Genomic DNA, 19,992 nt, shown 5'->3' with positions numbered 1-19,992 from the left:
GCGGATCACACGCCCCCGCGCAGCGCCTCGGCGCGCAGGCGCGACGCGGCGCGCAGCTGCTCGGCGGTCTCGGCCAGGTCATCGGACGGGGCCAGCGACCCGTCCGCCAGCGCCAGCGCGGTCCCGATCGTGTCGATGCCGCCGAGATCGTCGCGGACGGACCGGCCGAGCGCGCCCGTCTCCCCGCACGCCCGCGCCTCGTCCCGGCAGAACAACGCCATCTCGCACCCCGAGATGCACTCCGGCGCGTACCGGGCCTTCACCGTGCGGACCGACGCGGCGAGCGTCGCGCCGGGCTCGAACGTCAGGTCGTCGGGCAGTTCCGCGAGTAGCTCGTCGACGCGGGTGAGGCGCGCGAGCTGCCGTCCGAGGACGGCGAGCTGCGGCCGGACGTCTATCGGCGTCGCGGTCGGCCGGTTGGAGAAGTTCTCCGGGCAGACGAGGATCACCTCGTGCGAGACCCGTTCCGGATCATGCCCCAGCTCCGCCACGAGGCGGCGCAGCGCCAGCACGTACACGGCCGCCTGCCGGGCCGCGGCGGCGACCTGCTCCGGCTCCGCCTGACCGTCCACCACGGCGAACGACTTGATCTCGATGACGTGCAGCCGTCCCGCGAGCTGGAACGCGATGACGTCGGGCTCCAGGTAGGCGGGGCTTCCGGCGATCTCCAGCCGGAGCAGCGGATGGTCGAACAGCGTGCCCGCGCCGGTCTCCAGCGCGCGGGCGATGAGCCGCCTGGTCCGCGAATGGCGCAGCTCGCGCCCCTCGTCCCCCGCGACGACCTCCAGGTCGTCGTAGGCGACCTCGGGCACGTCGAGGCCGAGATGGTCGCGCAGGAGCGCCAGCAGCTCCGCGCCTCCGTCCGCCTTCACCTGCGCCTCGAACGCGTTCCCCCGCGTGATCGCGAACTGGGACTGGCCGAACGGCGCGGGAAAGCCCAGTTCCCGCGCCACCGCGTCCTTGTCGACACCGGCGGCGTCGAGCACGCCGCGGCGGGCGCAGCCGGGATTGGACGTCAGCGCGGCGATCGTGCGGGCGTCGTGGTTGCGCGGGGGAGCGCCGCCGCGCAGCCGCTCCAGATCCGGTGCGGTGTCGATCATCGGTCCGTCTTTCCCTTGGTGGCGCGCTTTCCCTTGGCGGCGATGCCCCGCACGGGCCGCGGTCGGCGGCCGAAGAGGCGTTCCGCGTCGTGCAGCCGGTCCCGGGCGCGCCGCGCGGCGGACTCGCGGTGCCGCCGGTCCGTTTCCCGGTGCACGTCCAGCTCGGCGCGGGCGCCCTCGGCGAGCGCGGCCGGATCGACTGTACCGGCCGTACCGGTCATGGCGCCGGGAATGGCGTACGCGAAACGCCGCAGCAGCCGCCGCGTCTCGGGCGACGGCGTTCCGAGCCCGGCGGTGTGCTCGGCGAGCCGGATCGCGGCGGTGAGAAAGTCGGTGCGGAGGCTCAGCGGCCCGACGATCCGCTGCTCCAACGGCCAGGTGCTGACGGCGAGCAGCCCCCGGGCGGGCGCGAGCGCGTCGGCGGTGAGGGCGGCGCACAGGTAGTACGGCCGGGTGTACGGCGCCGCCCGGAAGGAGCGCTCCTCGTCGCGCCGCAGACTCGACAGACGGGCCCCGGGGATCTCACCGGGGAAGAACGCCGCGTACACGGAAGAGACCAGCTTCGGGGCTGCGGGCGCGCCGAGCAGGGTCAGCGCCTGGTGAGCGCGTTCGCGGACCGGCGGCGAGGCGCGCCGCCCGCCCCTCTCGTGGGCGTCGTCGCCGAGGACGGCGTCGTCCCACGCGCGTTCCGCCGCGCGCAGCTCGGCGCGCAGCTCACGGGCCGTCCCGCGGTCGCCGGTCGCCATGGCCCTGCGCACGGCGGCGCGCAGCTCGGTGATGCGCGTCTCCAGCTCGTCGGGGGTCGGGACGCCGGGGGCCCGGGACATGCGGCAGACAGTACAGGAGGCTTCGGACGCTCCCGGCCCTGTGGCGCCGAGGTCAGCGCGGTTTGCGCCACACGATGGAGTAACGCCACAGCAGATGCCGTTGGAAGACGGCGCCGGGCAGCAGCCGCAGCGCCTCGTCGCGCACCTCGTCCCAGGTCATGTGCGGATCGGTGACCGGGGCGCCCGGCCCGCCCGCGCGCCGCCGGTTGCGGAGCCGGTGGACGTGGTGCGCGGGGACCCCCGCCACCGCGTACGCCCAGTCACGAAGGTTCCCGTTGGTGGCGAGGCCGATGACGACGAGGCTCCCGCCCGGGCGGACGGCGTCGCGCATCGCCGTCACGCCCTTGGTGAAGTCCATGTGGTGGATCGCGGCGACGCTGCACACGAGGTCGTAGTGCTCCTCGGGCAGGTCGTACTCCGGAAGCCCCGCCTCGACGAAGTCGATGTTGCCGATCCCGGCGCTGAGCGTCTTCGCCTTGAGGATCATGTCGGGCGACCGGTCGATGCCGGTGACGTGCCGGGCGCGGGGGGCGAGCCGCCGCACGAGCAGGCCGTCCCCGCACCCGACGTCCAGCGCCTCGCCGCACCCGCGCGGCATGGCCCGCAGCACGATGCCGTGGTAGTGCGTGTTGTGGTTCCAGTACTCGGTCATCGTCTCCGCCTGGTCTGGAGCGTGCCGCAGGGGATGGTCGTCCGGACCTCCACGATAACGATCGTCGGGGATCAGCCGGAAAAGCTCGCGCGGTAGGTGGCGGCCATGTCCTCGTCGCCGTGCCCCTGCGCGATGACGCGCCGCAACCGCTCGCCCGTCGCGTCGTTGACGTCGACGCGGATCCCCGCGGACTCGGCCGCTTCGTGGATCAGCCGCGTGTTCTTCTCCGCGTTGTCGACGGCGAAGCTCGTGGAGAAGTCGCCGGTCACCATGGCCTTCATTTTGACCTGCAGGTACGCGTTGTCGAGCGGCCCGCCGGTGAGGACCTCGCCGAGCAGGGACGGGTCGAGGCCGAGCCCCTCCGTCAGCGCGACCGACTCGGCGATCACGGACGTCAGCGAGATCGCGTAGCTCACGGCGGCGAGCTTCAGCCGGGTGCCCGCCCCGCTCGCCCCGTCCTCTTCCAACCAGTGCGTCCTAGATCCGACCGTGTCGAACAGCGGGTCGAGGACGGTCCGCGCGTCCTTCGGACCGGCCGCGAGGATCACCAGCCTTCCCTGTTCGGCGGGCTGCTTCGTCCCCTGGACGGGCGCGTCCACGAACGTGAGCCCCCGCTCGGCGGCGAAGCCCGCGAGTCGCGGCACGGACGCCACACCGACCGTCCCCATCTGCGCCCACACCTGCCCGGCGCGCAACGACTCCGCCGCCGTCTCCAGGACGGACAGGGCCGTCTCGCCGTCCTTCAACATTGTGATGACGACTTCCGCGTCGGCGACGGCCTCGGCGGGGGAGTCGACCACCTTCGCACCGTCCGCGGCCAGGGGTTCGGCGCGTGACCGGGTGCGGTTCCACGCCGTGACCGTGTGGCCGCCCCTGAGCAGGTTGCGGGCCATCGCCGCGCCCATGATCCCGGTACCGAGCATCGCGACTGAGGTCATCGTTCCCTCCTTTTAGACTGTCCGATACAGAATTTTCTACCACACGCCGATCTTCCCGTCCCCCACGCGCCTTCATCCGTAGGCGGGACTGTCCCCCAGCGCGTCGTCGGTGTACGGCGCGGCGAACGCGTCCAACGTGCGGTCGAGATGGGCCGACCACCAGGCCACGAGAGCGGTGTCGGCGGGCGCCGACCCGGACCCGCCCAGGTACCGGTGCCGCAGCGGCGCCACGTCGCAGAGCCGCTCCCACCACTCCCGGTGCACCGCGCACTGGATCTGCCCGGCGTCCAGCGGGAACGCCGCCCGGTGCCCGCGGACGAACGCCTGGACACGGTCGAGGTCGAGGCCGCGTTCGTCGTCGCACGCGAACAGCCGCGCCGCCGCCCGCACCACCTCACCGGCGACCGGACCGGTCGTCAACCGGCCCCAGCCGAGGACGGCGGTGACGTTGCCCGCCCCGCCGTACCGCAGATGCCCGGCGTGGAAGGAACCGTGCAGATGACCGACCGTGCTGGTCTCGATCTCCGGCGGCTGGTGACCGGCGAAGTCGGCGAGCAGGTCGCGGCGCTCCCGCAGGCGGCGTGCGGTCAGCGCGTCGAAGTCGGTGCCGTCGCCCGGCACGTCCCGCAGCATCTCCTCGACGGCGTTCGCCGCGTCGGCGGCCCGCGGCGTCGGCACCAGCAGGCTCTGCTGCACGGGCGGCGTCAACCGGTCGAGCGTCGCGTGCAGGCGTCCGAGCAACTCCCCGAGCGTCTCACACTGCCCGAACGTGAGCTCCAACCCGCCGCGCCCGCGTCCCCCGACCCACGGATACAGGACGTAGCCGCGCCCGGCGGCGGTGACCAGCGTCCGGCCACCGCGCGCCGCCATCGGCGCGAGAACGGGCAGCCCCGCCTCGTCCAGCGCCGCGGTGATCCTGTGCCGGAACAGCACGCGCCGCCGCTCGGGCTCGACGTACTCCTTCAGGAAGAACGCACCGTCCGCGGAGTCGACGCGCCAGCACCGGCGGCCGGTGTCCAGCGGGTCCAGGCCGGACGCGTCGATCTCCCAGCGCCTCAGCAGCCGCGACGGCGGGTCAGTGTCGAGCACTTCTCATCCCCGGCGGGACCGAACCGGACGACGAACGTTCGCTCTGTGACGTCGGCACCTTGGCACCTCGGACGGACGATGGTCGAATGAATGTTCTATGGCGACGCTACACGTCCCGTCCGCGCCGCGAAAGTGAAACGGGGTTCAAACGCGTTCGAGGACGACCACGGGAATATCGCGGTCCGTCTTCGTCTGGTACGAGTCGAAATCGGGCCAGACGGCCGCCATCTTCGACCACATCGCGGGCTTTTCCTCCGGCGTCGCGGTCCGGGCGCGTGCGGTGAACTTGTCCCCCTTCACCTGCACTTTCACCTCGGGGTTCGCCTCCAGGTTCTTGTACCAGAGCGGATGGTCGTCGTCCCCGCCCTTGGACGCCACCACGAGGTAGGCGTCCCCTTCGGGCTGGTAGATGAGCGGGGTGGTGCGCTCCTTCCCGCTGTGGCGCCCGATCGTCGTGAGCAGCAGCGTGACGGTGCCCTGCCACTCGTGTCCTACTTCACCGTCGGTCTCCTGGTAACGCGCGACGTGCTCTTTGCCGAACAGCATGGTTTCTCCTCAACGTTGAGTTCGATCCGTGCCCCGGGTACAGCCCCCACATAACAGCCGAACCTTCCGCAACCTTCCCCGGCAAATCCCCACTCACTCAGCACCCCTCCCACCTGGGCTTTCCACCGACTCCGCCCACCAACAACAACCACCAATCAACTCACGACATCTCTCACAAACCGTCCCGCCTCGTCCGAACCACCACGAACCCCACCCGGCGCCCCACCGGACGAGCCGTGAACGGCCCCACCCACGTCATCGGCGCGCCCGGCAGGATCGGAGGTCGCGTCGCCGCGTCCGCTGACGGTGAGCCGCAGCCCTGTACGGGCGTGGTGCGGCTTCCCCGTGTCGTGTGGCGAGGCCGCGGAGTTCCCTGGCCGTCGGTGTCCGTCGGCGCGTCCGGCAGGATCAGATGTCGTTGAGGATGCCGGCGAGGAGGTCCGCGGTCCGGTCGGGACGGGCGGCGGTGATGCAGAGGTTGTTCATCGCGCGCATGTAGGTGTCGACGTCCGTCGGCTTGTCGAGGTAGAGCGCGCTGGTGAGCTGCTCCAGGTAGACGACGTCGGACAGGCCCGGCTCAGCGAACCGCAGTATCGTGAACGGGCCGCCCGCCGCGGCGTGGCCTCCCGCGCCGAACGGCACGAGCTGCAACGTCACGTTGGGCAGTTCCGACATCTCGATCAGATGCTCGATCTGCTGCCGCATCACCGTGCGGCCGCCGAGTGGACGGCGGACGACCGCCTCGTCCACGACGGCCCACAGCGTCGGGGCGCTCGCCGATGTGAAACGTTCCTGCCGGGTCGCACGGAGCTGCACGCGCCGCTCGACCTCGTCCTCGGCGGCGTCGGAGAACCCGAGCCGGACGACGGCGCGGGCGTAGTCCTCGGTCTGCATCAGGCCCGGCACGAACTGCAGCTCGTAGGTGCGCAGCAGCGTCGCCGCCTCTTCCAGGCCGAGGTAGACCTCGAACCAGCTCGGCAGGACGTCGCCGTAGCGGTGCCACCAGCCGGGAGTGTTGGCCTCCTTCGCCAACTCCAGCAGCGGCGCGCGTTCGGCCGGGTCGGAAACCCCGTACAGGGTGAGCAGATCGGAGACGTCGCGCTCCTTGAAACCGACCCGGCCGAGCTCCATCCGGCTGATCTTGGAGTGCGAGCCGCGGATCTCGTAGCCCGCCTGCTCGGTGGAGATGCCGCGTGCCTCGCGGAGACGACGAAGTTGCGCGCCGAGCAGGATGCGCAGCACGGTGGGGCCACCGCGGCGGGGATAGTCGATCAGCCGTCCGACCGGTTCACCTTCGGACGGAGGTGTTGGGGCAGCTGAACTCTGGGCCAAGGGGTCACCAGCCAGTCGACGGGTCTGCTCGGAGAGGGCATGGCACCGCCCTATGTTAGAGGATGCGACCGCCTTTTTGGGAAGTACGAATTCTCCGTCCGCGGACGATCTAAGGCGACGTGCCCGGCGGTGCGTGGACGCGTCGGCGGGCACGGTCGGTGACCAGGTGCCGTCGGTGTTTAGGCGAATGCGGAACGTGGCGCCCCCGAGGAAGGGAGACGGGCGGACGGACCGTATCCGCAGCGGAGGCCCGGGTGGTGCACGAATTGACGGGTGTTCTTCGACGCCGCCGCCGACCAATCCGGGGTGCGTGATTTCTCGCGCGGTCCATGACGTTCGAATGACGTTCACTCCGCATTCCGGTGAATAATCCGGGGCCGGCGGCCAAAGAGATCATGTCGGAACCCGGCCCGCCGCCGGACCGATCCCGCGCCGAGGTGATGAAGCTCTCGTCCGATCCGGGTGAGTTCTGGGACGCGTGCGACGTTCTGTGGTCAGTGAGGCGAACCGCCTCCGCACCATCGCGTCACTGGGGGGAGACATGAAAGCGACCCGTGAGGGACCGGAGATCCGGTTCCTGACCTCGGGTGATGTCACGGCGCACGAACGTGGGGCGGCGGAGCGTGCCGTCCGGCAGGCGCTGGCGTCCGCGAGGGACGTCACGTCCGTGCAGGTCACATTGAGCGTCGTGGCTGACCGATCGCTGCCGCGCCCGGCGCTGGCGCAGGCCATCGTCGACCTGGAGGGGCGCCGCGTCCGCGCCCAGGCCGCCGCGCCGCACATCGCCGAGGCCGTCGACATGCTCCGCGAGCGCCTGGCCGTCCGGACATCGTCCCTTCAACCAGGTTGAAGGCAACCTCGTCCCGCGTGACATCACGTCCCGCGCCGCGAAGAACGTGCGCGACGAGCGACGCGGCGCCTTCGAACTCGCCTTCGTTCTGACGCTCCGCCTCAGGCGTCGCGGTGCGTCAGGACGAAGGCGGCGAGCGCGCACGCCGTTGCGCCCGAGACAGCCTGTCGTACCGAGACCGGCAAGCTGCCGGAGGGCACCTTGAGGCAGACCACCCGCAGCACCTGGGCATGAACGCGGGCGCGTCTAGACAAGCAGCGGAGCGAGGCGTTCGTACACATCTAGGGACGACGGCAAGTCCGGGGCGATCGTGGTGACACATACATGGTCGGCGCCCGCATCCAGATGCTCCTGGATTCTCCGCCCGATGGTCACCTCGTCACCCCAGCTGAAACAGGCGTCGATGACCTCGTCCGATCCGCCGTCGGCCAGGTCGGCGTCCCCGAAACCGAGGTTCCTGAGCGAACGGGCGTAGGGCGAACCGGGAAGAGTCAGCAACTGGGTCCCTCGCGCGACACCGCGCGCCTTCTCCGGACTAGTCTCCAGGATCGCGGTCTGAGCGACGATCAGCAGCTTGTCCGGACCGAGCCGTTCCCGGGCCAGTCGTGTGTGCTCGACGGGCATGGCGGCGGGAAGGGCTCCGTCCGCCTTCTCCCGCGCCAGGTCCTGCATCCGCGGTCCCAGGGCGGCCACCAAACGGGGGAACGGCACCTCGGGCCTCGGAGCGGCCTCGACCGCCGCGTCCATCGCGTCGACATACTCCCGCATCCGGCTCAGCGGGCTCGTCCACTTCTGCCCGCTCTGCTCCACGATCGCACCGATGCTGACGCCGATGCCGAGTGCGAGCCGTCCCGGGTAGGCGTCGGCCAGCACCGAGGCCGCGCCCTGCATGGTCGCGGGATGACGCGCCCACACGTTCGCGATCGCCGACCCGAGCACGACCCTCCGGGTCGCCGCGAGCATCACGCTCAGCTGCGTGAAGACCTCGCGCCCCCCGATCACCTCGTTGACCCAGATGGCCCCGTAGCCCGCCGCCTCGACGCGCCGCGCCGCGTGCCGCCAATCCTCCGCGGGCGCGATGGGCGTCATGAGGCCCGCACCGACCCGTCCCAACCTGATCCTCGCCTCGTCCACCGCCGCCATCGGCCCTCCTATAATCGGAACGTACAACCCGGTTAGCCGCGAACTTATCGGAACGCGCGCCCCGCTTGTCAACCATCGGAGGTGACGGCCCCGTTGACCGCCCGACCGCAACGCGCCGACGCCCGCCGCAACCGCGAGCGCATCCTCCAGGCGGCGTTCGAGGCGTTCGCTTCGGACGGTCGCCTGGCGCCACTGGATGAGATCGCCCGCCGCGCCGGTGTCGGCGCCGGGACCGTCTACCGCAACTTCCCCACCAAGGAAGCGCTGTTCGAGGCCGTCGTCGCCGACCGCGTGGACCGCGTCATCGAGGAGGCCCGCTCCCTCGCCGACGCCGACGATCCGGCCACGGCGTTCTACGACTACCTCGCCTGGGTGGTCGAACGCGCGATGTTCAACCACGCGCTCTGCGACGCGCTGTCGATGGACCTGAGGTCCTTCGACAAGGCCTCCAAGGACATGCAGTTCACCACAGCCCTGGACGCTCTGCTGCGCCGGGCCCAAGCCGTGGGCGCAGTGCGTCACGATGTGACGATCCAGGAAGTCCGCACCCTCCTGGTTGGCGCCATGACCATGGAACGCCTCACCCGCCCGCATGGCGCGCCGGGCCGTATGACGTCCCTGGCCTGCGACGCTCTCCGCCCCGTAACGAAACACAACGAAACTCGCCCACGTAACGAAACACGATGCGAAGAATGCGCGACCCCGCTCGCCCGCGCCACCACCGGCCGCCCCGCCCGCTTCTGCGGCGCGGCCTGCCGCCAAAAAGCACACCGCCGCCGCCAGACCCCCACCTGATCGCCAACACGGCACTCCAGCCCCCGGCGGCGACCAAGCCGCCTCTCAAACAGGTCGCCGTCAACACGAGTCGACGCACGGGAAGCCGTCGCAGGCTTCGACCGCGGCCGGGCGCTGTTGACGCCCTGCGGAAACAACGCTCAAACAACACGTCACCTGCGCCAGCGAGTGGACGAGTGCCAAGCCCTTTGGATTCGCGAGCTGGTTTCGAGTGTGTGGCCGCCGAGCCGGGCGTAGTCGGCGATGCTGGCTTCCCGGGTGATGCCAGCGGCTTCCACGGACAACTGCACGCGAACACACCAAGGCTCGCCACCGCCGCAGCGGACGAGTGCCGTAACCCCCTTGTTCGCGAGGTGGTTGACCTGTGTCGTGCCCGGCGGACTGGCGTAGTCGGCTGGAATCGTTCTGGGTGGCGCAGGCGGTTTCCGCGTGCAGGCGACGCGTCGCTCGTCGGTGGTGTTGTGGACGGGTGCCGTCTCTCTTGGTTTCGCGTGGTCGTTGACCAGTGTCGAGGTCGTCGAACTGCCGTGGTTGACGGCGCTTGAGGCAAGGGATGGCGGTTTACAAGGTGCGGCGCGCAGACGGCACCGATGCCCGTCGGCGGCGCTGTGAATGGGTGCCGTACTCCTTGCTTTCGCGAGGTGGTTGACGACTGCCGTGGCCACCGGGGCTGGCGTAGCCGACCGCACTCGCCCTAGTGGTGCTGGCGAGTCCGGGTAAGCGTGCAGCCGACGCGTTGCTGCCGGTGGCTTGTAGACGGGCGCCGTGTCCCCTCGGTTGCCGTGGTCGTTGACCAGTGTCGAAGTCATCGGGTTGGCGTTGTTGGCGGCGATCGCCTCTGGGCGGTGATGGCGGGTTCAGATCAGCGGGGGAGATGCGTTACCTGCTGGTGGCAGTGTGGGTGTGCCGCCTTGGCGAGCGCCGGGTTACTGCTGATCCTCGGTGCGCGATGGCCCCGGCGAGACTTGTCGGAACCGCCGTCGACACGTCCCCTCCAGTCGCCTTTGCCCACGAGTGGACTGATGCGGCTGGTCGCGATCAGAGGGAAGTGCGCTCTACGCGGTACTTCTCAAGGCGTTCTGCAAGTTCCTTGGGACGACTCAAGGCGACCAGATGACCGCCCGGCATTTCGTCCACCGGTATGCCGAGCCTCTCTCGGACGATGCGGCGTTGGAAGTCGAGAGGGAAGAACCGGTCGTCCCTCCCCTGAAGGAACACGGTCGGTGTGTCAGGCCACGTGTGAAGCGGCCACGGCTCCGCGAAAGGCGTCGACGATTGCGGTGGCTCGCCCTGAGCGAATGCCTCCGCAGTCACCTCCGGCGGGACATCGTGAAAGAAGCCCTCCCCGGCGTCGAACGGGCCGTGCCCCTCACGCGCCGCCAGGTCGGCCATGGCCTGCGCCTGGCCGGTGTTGCCCCACCAGTCGCCGCCTGTCTCACCAGGAATCGGCACCATGGCGTTGAGCAGGACCATCAGGCCCACCGGTACGCGTTCGCAGACCAGCGGAGCCGTGAAACCTCCCATGGACTGTGCCACCAGGATCACGTTCGTCCGTCCGGCGATCGCCTCCACCACGGTGTCGGCGTACGCACGGAGACCGGCGGAATCGTCACCGGCCGGAAGATCGACCGCGATGGTGTCGTGGCCCCGCGCCCGCAACTCGGGAACGAGCCGATGCCAGTACCAGGCCCGGCCGCCTGCACCCGGGATGAGTGTGAACGTCGCCATGCTTCTCCGTTTCCCGACTCCTCGCGATGGACCGATGACTACCAGCCGCCTCTGACAGAGGGTGCCCTCTGTTCTCCTTTTTCAGCATTCCGCGTTGCGGGACGTGACACGTCCTCCGAAGGCGTTCATGCCGACGCATACCCGGGGTAGGTGCTCGGCCCCGCCGTGGTCCGCAGGGTCCGCCCACCGAGCCGCGAAGGCCGACCGCCAGCGGCGCGGGTCGAGCCCGGGTCGCGGGATCGAGCCCGCCCTGGGTGGGTGCTCGGGCCCGCCGTGGTCCGCAGGGTCCGCCCACCGAGCCGCGAAGGCCGACCGCCAGCGGCGCGGGTCGAGCCCGGGTCGCGGGATCGAGCCCGCCCTGGGTGGGTGCTCGGGCCCGCCGTGGTCCGCAGGGTCCGCCCACCGAGCCGCGAAGGCCGACCGCCAGCGGCGCGGGTCGAGCCCGGGTCGCGGGATCGAGCCCGCCCTGGGTGGGTGCTCGGGCCCGCCGTGGTCCGCAGGGTCCGCCCACCGAGCCGCGAAGGCCGACCGCCAGCGGCGCGGGCCGAGTCAGGGTCGCGGGATCGAGCCCGCCCTGGGTAGGTGCTCGGGCCCGCCGTGGTCCGCAGGGTCCGCTCACCGAGCCGTGACGGCCAGCCGCCAGCGGCGCGGGCCGAGGCAGGGTCAAGGGATCGAGCCCGCTGTAAGTCTTCGGCGGGGCGTGCTTCGCCGCTTTCGTTCGATGCCTTTACGGTTGGCGTAGGACGAGGCGGTCGGAGAATCCGCCGCGGATCGCGGCCTTGGTCGAGCGTCGCTCCTCCAGTTCGGCGGGCGTGACGCTGTGAAGCGCGGCCAAGGCGTGGATCACCTCCAGCACGTCAGCGAGTTCTTCGGGGTCCCTGCTTGCGACGTACTCTCCGACCTCCTCGTAGAGCTTGGCACGCAACAGGTGGGCGTACTCCTCGGGATGCGCGATGCGGGTCTGTGGTGCCCGCCCGGCCACCCGAATGATGTCGGGTATCCGATCGCGAACGAGCTTCTCGGTGTCTCCTTTGCTCCGATGCGTTGTCTTGCCATGGCGGCCGTCCAAAGACTGGATCCATTTCACGGCGACGGCCGCCGTCTGGACGAGTTCCGTCCGGAGGGCTTCGGGATCCGACTCGGCGAGAGCCTCGTAGAACTCTTCGGTCAGAACGTGCCGCCACGTCAGCTCGCCGCGCGACGCGGCCGCGGCGCATTCCCGTTTGGCCTCCTCCGCGCGTTCGGTGAACTCCGGGCCGCTCCCATCGGGGAAGTCCTGGGTACCCCACATTCGATCCTGCGCCTGACGTTCGGCCGCGACGTCTGCCAGGACGCCCTGCAAGGTCCCCGCTGCTCCATCGTTCTCCATGGCGATCGACGCTAGCGACTGCCGGCGACCGAAGGCGCGGTTCCCAGCAGAGTGTCCGAAGCTCGGCGAGATACGTGGCTGCCGGTCGACGTTACCGGTGGTCGCGTGGCGGCGTGGGAACCGGCGAGCTCGCGATCGGGTGGGGATAGTACTGGTCAGTTCGGTTCGGGGCGGTCTGGTTCGCAACTGAGGAGTTCGTGCAGGATGGGCGGGAGTTCGTCCCAGAGCCATTCGTTCAGTGTGCCGGGGAAGTCGATCGGTGGTCGGATGGCCAAGCGAGCGGGGTTCGCCTCCATGAGGTCGATTGGGAGAGGGCCGTCGTCCCACATCGGGTCGCCGTATCCCCAGTAGGTTGCGAAGTCGGTACCCGTGAGCATCAGTTCGTTGGGCACAGTGTGCGTCCCCGGGTGCCGGCCGAGGGGGAGGAGCCGCTGGGCCGTTGTGCGGAGGACGTTGAGTGCGGCGAGACTGTGCGGGCAGGCCACGTCGGTGATTTCCAGTTCGGGCAATCCGAACCGGTGGAGGCCACGGGTGGTGAGGTCGACACAGGCACAGCCGTCGATGTCCTCTTCCTCGGCCGTGCAGTTGCCAGAGTTCCGGTAGGGCGGGAGGGCGACGCCGAGCCAGTTGTCGGCAAGGACGAACTCGTCGAGACGTTCGAGCGGGATGACGGGCAGGGGTTCGTTCGATGCGAGGTCCACAGGGACCCCACAGACCGATTCGGCGATCGCCATGGCGATGGCGCGGGCCGTGTGAGGCCCGCACGGGAGATCGCCGACCGGTAGGACGGACGTGACGTCGATGTGACATGTGGCTTTCGCGGCCCGTTCGGCGTCGTCCTCGTCGACGCCTGCGACATCGCTCAGATCCCACGGCGAATCCGTGGCGGGGTAGGACGTAATCGTAAGACGGGGGCTGCCGAGCCGTTGCGAGACCGCGGCGGCGAGCGGATCGGGGAGGCCATGCCGGATCACCGCCGACAGGTCGTCGGGTTCCCTGTCGGCGGCGACGACGAAACCTGAGGTCGTTTCCTTCGGAACCGTGATCGTGATAGGCAACGCGGCCTCCTCATGCTTGTTTCGGCGTGTGCCGTCCAGCTTTGAGGAGAGGTCTGGGCAAGGGGAGGAAAACAGAACTCTGTGGATAACGCCAGGGAGAAATCGGGAATATTGGAGTAAGGGGGCGGAAAGGGCGTGAGTCCAATCCCGCTGATGAAGCCGGCGGTTGCCTTACCGGTGCTTCCGTCTCCGACTCGCCTTGGCCACGTGCTCCCATCATGCCAGCGCGTAGGAACTGGGCGCGTAGGGCCAAGGCCAGGGGGCCGGACTGCTCGCTCCCTGGAGCAGGCGAACCAACAGGTGCGGGGTTCGACGAACAGGACGGACGACTGATCGAGCTTGCACCGCCGAGCCGCGTACTGGCGTCCTGGAGGTGTCCAGACGGCTCAAGGTGGCGCGGGGACTGTCCAAGCGCGGCTCGACCAGCTGGCCTGGGACGGCGTCATCGCGGGCTCCGCCCGGAGTTCGACGCGGGGACGCTCGCTCCGCAGTCACTCAGCCCGCTCGACTTGGGGCGCCCAGAACTCTAGACCCGACGGGTTCTTCTAGTTTCGAGAGGGCACGAGCAGGAGCCGCCTGCTGCGGGAGCTGTCCTGAGGTTGAATCGGCAGTCCATGGAAAAGCGGGCGGGTATGTGAACCCCGCCCGCTTTACGCGGTCAACGGCGCGGTGGCGTTGGGTTGAACCGTCAGCGCGCGGACAACTCCACGTAGTGCCGCTCGCCCGGCCCCACGTACACCTGACGGGGACGGCCGATCTTGGTCGCCGGGTCGTTCAGCATCTCTCGCCACTGTGCGATCCACCCGGGCAGCCGTCCGAGAGCGAAAAGGACGGTGAAGGCGTTGGTCGGGAAGCCGATCGCCTTGTAGATGACGCCGGTGTAGAAGTCCACGTTCGGGTAGAGCTTGCGCTCAACGAAATAGTCGTCGCTCAGCGCGACTTCTTCCAGGCGCATGGCCAGATCAAGCAGCGGGTCGGACTTCCCGAGCGCCCCGAGAACCTTGCCCGTCGCCTTCTTCACGACCGCCGCACGCGGGTCGTAGTTGCGGTAGACGCGGTGCCCGAAACCCATCAGCTTGACGCCGGGTTCCTTCTTCTTCACGCGCTCGACGAACGAGTCGACGTCGTCGCCGTCCTCGTGAATGCGCTCCAGCATCTCCAGGACGGCCTGGTTGGCGCCACCGTGCAGGGGGCCGAACAGGGCGTCCACACCCGCGGAGACGGAAGAGAACAGGTTCGCCTGGCTGGACCCGACCAGCCGCACGGTGGACGTGGAACAGTTCTGTTCGTGGTCGGCGTGCAGGACGAACAGCATGTCCAGGACACGGACGATCTCAGGATCGATCTCGTACGGCTGCGTCGGCAGGCCGAACGTCATGCGCAAAAAATTCTCCACGTATCCCAGAGAATTGTCCGGGTACAGAAGCGGCTGGCCGTTGGAGGTTTTGTACGCGTACGCCGCGATCGTCGGAAGCTTGGCGATGAGCCGGAAGCTGGACTGGTCGACCTGCTCGGGGTCGAACGGGTCAAGGCTGTCCTGGTAGAACGTCGACAGTGCGCTGACCGCGGACGACAGCACCGCCATGGGGTGCGCCCGACGCGGGAAGGCGGAGAAGAACGCGCGGAACTTCTCGTCCAGCAGCGTGTGGTTACGAATGTTGTCGGTGAAGGTGCTCAACTCATCGCTATTCGGAAGTTCGCCATAGATGAGCAGGTAGGCCACTTCCAGAAAGGACGATTTCTCCGCCAGTTCCTCGATCGGGTAGCCCCGATAGCGCAGGATGCCCGCCTCACCGTCGATGTAGGTGATGGCCGAGGTGGTGGACGCGGTATTGGTGAAGCCGGGGTCAAGGGTGACGTGACCGGTTTCTTTCATCAGGTTTCCCACGCCCAGGCCCGAGGGACCCTCGGTCGACTCGGTCACCTCCAGAGGCATCCGTCCGCCTGCGTGGCCGAGTTCGAAATCCGACATGCACGCTCACTCCCAACTGCGTCCGCACCTGCGTAGACGTTCCGCTCTTCATCGTATCCACGTGATCACACACGCCGATCGGCGGCCACCTCGTTGACGCCGTGCGGCCGCGGATGCTGCGGTGGACCCATGATCCGACACAGTGCCGCCCAGCTCGTCGCACGTGCTCGCCGGGAACTCGCGGATGCGACCCTCCCGAACCGCTTCGTCGACCTGCTCGAATCAGGTGAGCTGCCCAGAGAACGCCTGGTCTGGCTGGCCGCCGAGGAGTCCCTGATCGTCCGCAGCGATCGGCGCAGTTTCGCGCTCCTGGCCGCGCGGTTTTCCGAACCGCCGGCCGGTGAGTTGTTCCTCGGGCTCGCGCAGGGCGAAGGACGCGCACTGGAGCTCCTCGGCGACTTCGTCGCCGCCCTCGGTGAAAGTGAGAAGAATCTCAGCACCTACGAGCCGAAGCCGTTCGCGCAGGCCTACCCCGCCTACCTCGCGCAGAGGGCGGCCTTCGGCACCGCGAGCGAGGTCGCTCTGGCCATGCTGGCCAACCTGGAGGAGTGGGGCGCGTACTGCGCCCGCACCGCGCACGCACTCCGCGCCCAACACGGCTTCAGCGAGAAGGACGTCGCCTTCTTCACCTTCTTCACCCAGACACCGCCGGGTTTCGAGGAACTGGCCATGGACGTCATCGAGTTCGGACTCGAATCCGGCGACGACCCGGAGGGAACGGTACGCGCCGCGCGCCTCCTTCACGCCTACGAAATCGCCTTCTGGGACGCGCTGGCAGCAGACCTGCCTTAGGCCACCAGCGCATCACGCGGAACTTCACCACGCGGGACAGTCTGCTCGGAGGCACCTGCAGACCGTGCATGGAGGGCTCCTAGCGTGGGCACGCGGCCGCTCCCCGGCGAAGCCGCCTGTCATTGATGCGATCCTGAACTGGTCAGGTGTCCAGCGGCTGACCTGAAACCTAACCGACCACAGGGGGCATCGCGATATCGATCGCGTCGGCGTGAGCTGGTTCCACCACGCACCCGAACGGATACAGAGCCCCAGGCTGCTCGTCGAATTAGCTTGGTGGTTCGCGGAGGGTCGGCAGCTCCGCGGTGATTTCGACCAGCGTCTGCTCCTGCACGCCGATCAGCTGCTCGACGTCCACCGGCGGCCACTCCTCGCCGTAATGAGCGTCCAGCAACGTGGACAGTGCGACGAGAACCTGCTCTGGCGTGGGACGTTCCTCAGGTTCCTTGACGAGGCATCGTGTCACCAGTCCGCGCATGGGGTCGGGCAACCGGGTCAGGTCCGGCTCGCCGTGGACGATACGTGCGCGAACCTTGTGGCCGGTTCCGAACGGCGCCGCACCGGTCGCCGCGAAAACGAGCGTCGAACCGAGGGAGAACACGTCGCTCTTGGGTTGGACGGGCTCACCCAAGGCCTGCTCCGGCGACATGTACGCCGGTGTCCCCAGAATCTCCGTCCGTGACAGGGGCAGCGCGTCGAGAGGCCGCGCGATGCCGAAATCGATGACCCTCGGACCGTCGGCCGCGAGCAGGACATTCGACGGCTTCAGATCTCTGTGGACGATCCCGGCCCGATGGATCGCGATCAGAGCCTCGGCCAGCCCGGCACCCAGATGACATGCGGCCTGTTCACGGAGTGGCCCCTTCTCCGAGACGACTTTGGAGAGGCTCACACCACGGATGTACTGCGTCGCGAGCCACGGCCGGTCGGCATCCGGATCCGCGTCGACGACCGGCGCCGTATAGAAACCGCTGACCGCCTGCGCGGATGTGACCTCACGGCGGAATCTCGCCCTCCACCTGGGATCGTCCAATAGCTCGGACCGGATAACCTTCACCGCGACCAGCCGTCTGCTCGGCGACGCGCCGAGGAACACCTCCCCCATTCCACCGGAACCGAGCCGGGCGACCATGCGGTACGGGCCGATCATCTGAGGAAGGTCTGACTGCATGGGGATCCGATCGTGCTGGGGCGCGCTCAATCGTGCCATGCCCTGGCCGTTCGTCCGACTGGAAGGCCCTCATGTCCAGGGAAGGGCGCTCCGTTCGGCCCAGTACGCCTCAGGCGAGACGCTCAGTTGGGCCATGGCCCCCAAATCGGTCTCATCGAGGACCACGTCCGCCCCGGCCAGATTGGCTCGCAACTGCGCGGGGCTGGCCGCGCCGAGGAGTATCGTGTCCGCCCACGACCGGCTCAGTGCCGCCGCAAGGGCCAGGGCGTCCGGCCCGACCCCCTTCTCCGCAGCGATCGTCCGCATCGCCAGGGGCGGCTCCACGGCGAGCCTTCCATTGGCGAGTACCTCCTTGACCAGTACATGGAGCCCCGCGTCATGGGCTTCTCGTAGTGCGTTCTCAGCGGACGTCTCAAGGACGTTCCAAGTCGATTGGACGGTACTGAAGAGCCGACGACCGGACACCTCCAACGCCATCGCCTTCCGAATCGTGTCGGCCTGCCTCGGACCGGACGTGGAGAAACCGACGCGGACACCATCGGCGGCAGCGTCCGCCAGGGCCGCCTGTAGCCGCACATCCTGGAACAGGGGGCTCGCTTCGGTAAGCGAATGCACCTGATAGACGGACAGGTATTCGTTCAGAAGGGCGCGGGTCTCGTCGTACTGAACCCGGTAGCGGTCGACGCTGTGCTCCTTGACCTCGTGCACAGATGCGTCGATCTTCCAATCACCGACGTAGGTGTAGCCCCATTTGCTCGACACGGCCAGATCGTCCGGATGGCGTGTGGTGAGCCAACCACCGAGGAACTCTTCGGCTCTGCCGTACGACCGCGCCGTGTCCACCCATCGAATCCCCGCTGCGTAGGCGGCGTCGAGCACGCTCCACGTGGCTCCGCGCATCTCTTCCACGCTGCGGCCGGGTAGCTCGTCCGTCCGCCCCACGTTGATGTACGCCGGCCGTCCCAACGCCGCCAACCCGATGCCCAGCCTTCGTATGGCGCTCATTCTCACACCCTGACACGCCCCACCCCACGCCAACCGCCGACAAACGGGAAAATTCGCCCATCAAGTTATCCACAGAATCGCATTCTATTGTCTGTGAAGGCGCCCGTGGACGAGGCTGGTCAACATTGAATCGCTGCGGAAAGGCGGGAAACGTGTCCGAACACACATTCCGTGCCCATTACGGCGCCCACCAGTTCGCTCGCCATCTCGGGATCACCCGATGGCAGATGCGCGTCGGCCGAGAGCACGGAATCCTCCCCGACCCCGATCTCGACGGCGAACGATGGTCGGCGAGCCTCGCCGAGAAATACCGAGGTCATGGCGAGCAGGTCATCGCCAGATTCGGTGACCACCCGCCGGTCGGATCCGCCCGGGCGGCCACCATTCTGGCCGCCCGGCTCGGCCTCGACGTCGACAGGCGCGACGTCGAAGTACTGGCGGCCCAAGGCGACCTCAACGTCATCAGCAGCTTCCGCGGGTACCCGGTCTACCTTCTGCGCGACCTGGACCGACTCGCCCCCCGCGCCGTCGAAACAGTCGTCTCCGCCCGAAAGGGGCCGTTGACCGACACCGTCGACGCCTCTGGAGCCGCAATGATTCTTTCCTGGCCCCGTAAGACATTCGGCCGGATCGCCGCCGAACGCGACCTCGCGACGGACCGCCTCGGCCGCTATTCACTCGCCGACATCCGCGCCCTGGGCGCGGACGAGACTCTGATGCGCCGGGTCGCCGAGGAGAAACGCGAGCTGGACCTGAACAGAACCCGGCAGGCTGAGACCACAACGGAGGACGTCGTGCGCGGCTGGATGCTGCGTTGCGCGTCCTACATCGACCGAGAAGCCGACCAACCGCCGGACATGAGAACCCTCAACAACGCGATGCGCCGCCTGGCGGCCCTCCGGGCCGAGATCGCAAGACAGCAGTGGACACCGTCCCACCCCTAGCCCGCCACAAACGACTGAAGCCACGCACTCCTGAGATGCTGCGAGTTGCTCCCTCGCCGAGCAGGACCGCGCCTCACCCCCAAGACCCTCCCGTCCGATCTCCACAAACGGCCGTACAGCGCCACATCGCTCCATAAACCATTCGCCCGAGCACGCGTCGACCCCCTGTACTGGGCGGGACCAGAGGCCCCTTGCGGCTGAGGTGGGCCTCATTCCGAGACAGACTCCGAACTGTTTCCCCTGTCTCAGTCACGGTGATCGTGACCATACGGCGTGGAGTGGTCCGCAGGATCTCTGTTGGGTCAGCTTCCGGGCCTGGCGTGTCCGGTGGCCGGTATGTGGGCGGGCGGGGTTGGCCGGGCCATTGGTGGTGGCGCGGCAGGGAGGGGTCTGCGGCTGGCATAGGGCGGTCGCCTTCACCTGACTGGCAAGCTCTAGTAAGTCGCGTCTTCCCCTGTTCGCGATCACCGTTATTTGATGGCGCGGTGGGCCGTGTGCGAGCAGAGGGGCGGCGTTGCGAATGACGTAGCTGCTTGAGTGCGGCGATGTGCTGGGCTGGACGGTTGTGAGGGGGTTGGTTGAATCTTTGAGATAGGTCCTGTATGGCGGAGAAGTCGGTGTCGAGTAGCACCGTTGGAGTCGCTGCTTGGGTGTGGCGATGTGTTGGGCTGGACGGTTGTG

18 protein-coding genes are annotated in these 19,992 nt (G+C 68.6%); 4 read left to right on the top strand and 14 right to left on the bottom strand.

Annotation, left to right across the window (positions count from 1 at the left end; translation table 11 throughout):
• Positions 1 to 5 precede the first annotated feature (5 nt).
• From D0T12_RS33090 to D0T12_RS33060, 7 genes are all read right to left on the bottom strand, one after another.
• Entirely contained in the window at positions 6 to 1,100 is a 1,095-nt protein-coding gene (locus tag D0T12_RS33090) for a hypothetical protein (protein WP_117404799.1), read from the bottom strand.
• Positions 1,097 to 1,927, bottom strand: a complete 831-nt coding sequence (locus tag D0T12_RS33085; protein WP_117404798.1) for a serine/threonine-protein kinase — start codon at positions 1,925 to 1,927, stop codon at positions 1,097 to 1,099. The genes D0T12_RS33090 and D0T12_RS33085 overlap by 4 nt, the downstream gene beginning before the upstream one ends.
• 52 nt (positions 1,928 to 1,979) lie before the next feature.
• Positions 1,980 to 2,579, bottom strand: coding sequence for a class I SAM-dependent methyltransferase (locus D0T12_RS33080; protein ID WP_117404797.1), 600 nt, complete (start codon positions 2,577 to 2,579; stop codon positions 1,980 to 1,982).
• 71 nt (positions 2,580 to 2,650) lie between these two features.
• A complete protein-coding gene (locus D0T12_RS33075) occupies positions 2,651 to 3,517 on the bottom strand; it encodes an NAD(P)-dependent oxidoreductase (protein ID WP_117404796.1) in 867 nt (288 codons plus the stop codon).
• A gap of 72 nt (positions 3,518 to 3,589) precedes the next feature.
• Entirely contained in the window at positions 3,590 to 4,606 is a 1,017-nt protein-coding gene (locus D0T12_RS33070; RefSeq protein WP_117404794.1) for a phosphotransferase enzyme family protein, read from the bottom strand.
• A 144-nt stretch (positions 4,607 to 4,750) separates the two neighbouring features.
• Complete coding sequence (locus D0T12_RS33065; RefSeq protein ID WP_117404792.1) at positions 4,751 to 5,152, bottom strand: nitroreductase family deazaflavin-dependent oxidoreductase; 402 nt, start codon at positions 5,150 to 5,152, stop codon at positions 4,751 to 4,753.
• Positions 5,153 to 5,560: 408 nt separating this feature from the next.
• Entirely contained in the window at positions 5,561 to 6,427 is an 867-nt protein-coding gene (locus D0T12_RS33060) for a helix-turn-helix domain-containing protein (protein ID WP_117404910.1), read from the bottom strand.
• Between the two features lie 598 nt (positions 6,428 to 7,025).
• Between D0T12_RS33060 and D0T12_RS33055 the strand changes: the two genes are divergently transcribed.
• The gene (locus D0T12_RS33055; protein ID WP_117404908.1) at positions 7,026 to 7,334 is read left to right on the top strand and encodes a hypothetical protein; all 309 of its coding nucleotides are present in this window, start codon (positions 7,026 to 7,028) and stop codon (positions 7,332 to 7,334) included.
• A gap of 246 nt (positions 7,335 to 7,580) precedes the next feature.
• On the opposite strand, the gene D0T12_RS33050 is transcribed toward D0T12_RS33055, so the two are convergent.
• Entirely contained in the window at positions 7,581 to 8,477 is an 897-nt protein-coding gene (locus tag D0T12_RS33050) for a TIGR03620 family F420-dependent LLM class oxidoreductase (RefSeq protein ID WP_117404791.1), read from the bottom strand.
• 93 nt (positions 8,478 to 8,570) lie between these two features.
• Here D0T12_RS33050 and D0T12_RS33045 point away from each other — a divergent pair, with 93 nt between their 5' ends.
• On the top strand, positions 8,571 to 9,272 hold the full coding sequence (locus D0T12_RS33045; protein ID WP_199487850.1) for a TetR/AcrR family transcriptional regulator: 702 nt from the start codon (positions 8,571 to 8,573) through the stop codon (positions 9,270 to 9,272).
• A gap of 1,038 nt (positions 9,273 to 10,310) precedes the next feature.
• On the opposite strand, the gene D0T12_RS33040 is transcribed toward D0T12_RS33045, so the two are convergent.
• The 4 genes from D0T12_RS33040 to D0T12_RS33025 all read right to left on the bottom strand — a co-directional run bounded on the left by D0T12_RS33040 (position 10,311) and on the right by D0T12_RS33025 (position 15,399).
• Positions 10,311 to 11,000, bottom strand: a complete 690-nt coding sequence (locus D0T12_RS33040) for an alpha/beta fold hydrolase (RefSeq protein WP_117404789.1) — start codon at positions 10,998 to 11,000, stop codon at positions 10,311 to 10,313.
• A gap of 727 nt (positions 11,001 to 11,727) precedes the next feature.
• On the bottom strand, positions 11,728 to 12,369 hold the full coding sequence (locus D0T12_RS36875) for a nucleoside triphosphate pyrophosphohydrolase (protein WP_233526437.1): 642 nt from the start codon (positions 12,367 to 12,369) through the stop codon (positions 11,728 to 11,730).
• Between the two features lie 155 nt (positions 12,370 to 12,524).
• A complete protein-coding gene (locus D0T12_RS33030; protein WP_233526436.1) occupies positions 12,525 to 13,343 on the bottom strand; it encodes a hypothetical protein in 819 nt (272 codons plus the stop codon).
• A 772-nt stretch (positions 13,344 to 14,115) separates the two neighbouring features.
• Positions 14,116 to 15,399, bottom strand: coding sequence for a citrate synthase (locus D0T12_RS33025; RefSeq protein WP_117404785.1), 1,284 nt, complete (start codon positions 15,397 to 15,399; stop codon positions 14,116 to 14,118).
• Between the two features lie 129 nt (positions 15,400 to 15,528).
• On the opposite strand from D0T12_RS33025, the gene D0T12_RS33020 reads away from it, so the two are divergent.
• The gene (locus D0T12_RS33020; protein WP_117404783.1) at positions 15,529 to 16,191 is read left to right on the top strand and encodes a thiaminase II/PqqC family protein; all 663 of its coding nucleotides are present in this window, start codon (positions 15,529 to 15,531) and stop codon (positions 16,189 to 16,191) included.
• A 268-nt stretch (positions 16,192 to 16,459) separates the two neighbouring features.
• Here D0T12_RS33020 and D0T12_RS33015 read toward each other — a convergent pair whose 3' ends face one another.
• Together D0T12_RS33015 and D0T12_RS33010 are read right to left on the bottom strand one after the other, a co-directional pair.
• Positions 16,460 to 17,341, bottom strand: a complete 882-nt coding sequence (locus tag D0T12_RS33015) for a serine/threonine-protein kinase (RefSeq protein WP_158581725.1) — start codon at positions 17,339 to 17,341, stop codon at positions 16,460 to 16,462.
• Between the two features lie 90 nt (positions 17,342 to 17,431).
• Positions 17,432 to 18,262, bottom strand: a complete 831-nt coding sequence (locus tag D0T12_RS33010; protein WP_233526444.1) for an aldo/keto reductase — start codon at positions 18,260 to 18,262, stop codon at positions 17,432 to 17,434.
• A 257-nt stretch (positions 18,263 to 18,519) separates the two neighbouring features.
• Between D0T12_RS33010 and D0T12_RS33005 the strand changes: the two genes are divergently transcribed.
• Positions 18,520 to 19,311 (top strand): hypothetical protein, encoded by a 792-nt coding sequence (locus tag D0T12_RS33005; protein WP_117404777.1) that lies wholly within the window; start codon positions 18,520 to 18,522, stop codon positions 19,309 to 19,311.
• Positions 19,312 to 19,992: the final 681 nt, after the last annotated feature.

It is taken from the genome of Actinomadura spongiicola (assembly GCF_003432485.1).
In the GTDB taxonomy this organism is placed as follows: Bacteria; Actinomycetota; Actinomycetes; order Streptosporangiales; family Streptosporangiaceae; genus Spirillospora; species Spirillospora spongiicola.
The sequence above is the reverse complement of the archived record's forward strand: the minus strand, read 5'-3'. Positions and strand labels throughout refer to the sequence as shown.